At 70.7% G+C, this 3,107-nt stretch carries 2 protein-coding genes; both read right to left on the bottom strand.

The annotated features are described in order from the left end of the window. The coding region (locus ACZ6EM_RS40225) for a beta-ketoacyl synthase N-terminal-like domain-containing protein (protein WP_465774656.1) at positions 1-1,077 on the bottom strand (1,077 nt) is incomplete at its 3' end. Continuing rightward, positions 1,077-3,107, bottom strand: a 2,031-nt coding sequence (locus ACZ6EM_RS40220; RefSeq protein ID WP_465774655.1) for a KR domain-containing protein, incomplete at its 5' end; no start/stop codon positions are given. The genes ACZ6EM_RS40225 and ACZ6EM_RS40220, both read right to left, overlap by 1 nt.

The raw sequence follows: 3,107 nt of genomic DNA, 5'->3' as shown, positions 1-3,107 counted from the left end.
GGCGGCGTCGAGGTGGCCGACGTTCCCCTTGACCGAGCCGAGGGCCCAGGACCCGGTGTCGCCGAACGCCCGTGACAACGCCTGCACCTCGATCGAGTCACCGATCACGGTGCCGCTGCCGTGCGCCTCGACATAGTCGATGTCCTCGGGGTCGACCTCCGCGACGGCCAGCGCCTCCGTGATCACCTCGGCCTGACCACCGACGGTCGGGGCGGTGAAGCTCGCCTTGACCCCGCCGTCGTTGTTGATCGCCGAGCCCCTGATCACGGCGTGGACGGTGTCGCCGTCGGCCAGCGCCTCCTCCAGCCGCTTCAGGGCCACCACGCCGACACCGTTGCCGAAGACCGTGCCCCGGGCGTCCGCGTCGAACGGGCGGACGTGCCCGTCCGGGGAGAGGAAGGCCCCCTCCTGGTACGGGTAGCCGGTGTTCTCCTGCACCTTGTAGGAGACCGCACCCGAAAGGGCCATGTCGCACTCGTAGTTGAGCAGGCTCTGGCAGGCGGCGTGCAGCGCCACCAGTGAGCTGGAGCAGGCGGTCTGGACCGGGAAGCTCGGCCCCCGCAGGTCGAGCTTGTACGACACCCGGCTGGTCAGGAAGGCGAGTTCGAAGCCCAGGCCGACGTTCTCGCCCTTGATCGCCTCGCCCTGCTCCAGGTTGCTGAGGATGTTCCCGAGGTAGGCGGTGGTGCTGGCGCCGCCGAAGACGCCGATGCTGCCCTCGTACCGGGCGGCGTCGTAGCCGGCGTGCTCCAGCGCCGTCCACGCCGTCTCCAGGAAGAGCCGGTGCTGCGGGTCCATGATCTTCGCCTCGCGGGCGGTGTACCCGAAGAACTCCGCATCGAACAGGCTGATGCCCTCGAACCTGGGTGCGGCCTTGACGTAGTGGGGCCGGCCGAAGACCTCGGGCGACACCCCGGCCGCCGTCAGCTCCTCGTCGGTCAGGGCGACGATCGACTCGACGCCGTCGCGCAGGTTCGACCAGAACTCGGTCAGGTCCCCCGCGCCGGGGAAGCGTCCCGCCATCCCGATGATCGCGACGCCGTCCCGTTCCGGGAGATCCGTGAACTCATTGGTCATCATTCGCCCCTTGCTGTCCGACGCCGTTGCTGGTGCTGACGCCGGCGCTGCTGCATCTTTTCTCTGCGTTCCTCAAGTGCCTTGAGATTGTTGCCCGTTGCCTGCTGCAGGGGCTGCTCGACCAGGCCGGCCAGGTGTGCCGCCGTCAACCCCTCGTACAGGTCGCCGAGGGCGAGCTTCGTGCCCAGCCGGGCATTGATGGTGCTCACCAGCTGGATCGCGATCAGGGAGTTGCCGCCCAGATCGAAGAAACTGTCCTGGATGCCGACCTTCTCGATGCCCAGCAGCTCCTGCCACTGCTCGCAGATCGCGCGCTCGGTGTCGCTGCGCGGCGCCACGAACTCGGTGAGGATGTCCGGGCGTTCGTGCGCGGCGCTACGGGGCTCCGCGGTGTCGCCCTGCTCCAGCGAGAAGGCGTTCTCGAACAGCGCCGAGAGCTCGGCGGGCGACACGATGATCTGCGACTCCGAGACGCCGGCCAGGATCGTGTCGAGGGCCCACAGCCCTTCGGCGGGCGACATGGCGCGCTCGTCCACCTGCTCGATGCCGGACGGCGCGGCGGTACCGACCGCCATGCCGATCTCCCGCCACGGACCCCAGTCGATCGAGATCACCCGCCGGGTGCGCCCCCGGTCCTGGGCGAAGGCGTCGAGGAAGCAGTTGGCGGCGCAGTAGTCGACCTGGCCGACACTGCCGATGTTCGCACCGTTCGAGCCGAACAGGACCAGGAAGTCCAGCTCCTGGTCCGCCAGCACCTCCTCCAGCACCAGGGTGCCGTGCACCTTCGGGAGCAGGACCTCGGCGGCCGCCTGGAGGTCCTTGAGCTGGATCAGGCCACCACCGGCGACACCCGCCGTGTGGAAGGCGCCGTGGATGGCCCCCCACCGCTGGGTGGTCCGCCGGACGGCCTCGCTCATCGCCGCCCGGTCGCTCACGTCGGCCTGGAACACCATGAGCTCCGCACCTGCGTCCCGCAGGCGGACCAACTCCCGTACGGTGTCAGCGAGTCGGCCCTTGCCCGGGTTGCCGGCGAGCCAGGAGTCCCACTCCGCGGCGTCGGGCAGCCGGGTGCGCGCGGTGAGCGCGATCCTTGCGCCCGCTGCCGCGAGGTGCCCGGCCAGGGCCAGGCCCAGGCCGCCGGTGCCGCCGGTGACCAGGTAGACACCGTCCTTGCGCACCACCGGCGAATCGTCGCGTCGGGGCAGCGGCTGCGGCAGGTAGTGCTGGGACCAGCGGTGGCCCCCTCGGTGGGCCACCGTCTCCGTGCCGGGCTCCGGTGCTGCTGCCAACTCGGCCATAAGCCTCCCCAGTTGGGCCTGGGTGGGAGCTTCCTGGCAGTCGAGGTCGACGCTGCGGCAGGTGGTGCCCGGCAGCTCGCGGGGCAGCACGCGGCACGGGCCCAGCAGGGTGGCCTTCAGCGGCGAGAGCGGCTCGGCACCGGTGACGTTGTGCAGGCCGTTGCTGAGCACCCAGATCCGGCGCGGCTCGCCGTCCGGGTGCTGGACGAGGGCCTGGGTGAGGCGGATCAGACTCTCGAAACCGTGCTGGAGGCTGCCCTCCTCGCCCGGCGCGGCGATGCTCCAGCCGTGGACGATGTGGGTGGGCACACCGGCAGGACCGTTCCGCAGGGTGCTGATCAGCCGCTCGTAGTCGGAGCTGTCGGCCGGGTCGATGGCGTAGCGGTTGTCTCCCCGGTCGGACCAGGCGTCGGCCGCCGCCACCACGGTGACGGTGGCACCGGCGGCCCGCAGCTGCTCGGTCACCGCCTCGCCCACACCCAGGCCGTCGGCGAAGACCAGCCAGTGCCGGGTGCAGTCCGGCTGCTCCCCGGCCGGGAGAGGTGCCCGCTGCCAGGACGGGGCGTAGAACCACTGGGTGATGTCGTCGCGGCGCGCCGCGGCACGACCGGTGGCCTGGGCCGTCGTGGCCTGTCGGTCGAGCCAGTAGTGCTTGTGTTGGAAGGGGTAGGTGGGGAGGGGGATGCGGCGGCGTTGTTGGTGGGTGTGGTAGGTGGTCCAGTCGGGTGTGGT

The sequence above is a fragment of the Kitasatospora sp. NPDC041917 genome (genome assembly GCF_055589745.1).
The sequence above is the reverse complement of the archived record's forward strand: the minus strand, read 5'-3'. Positions and strand labels throughout refer to the sequence as shown.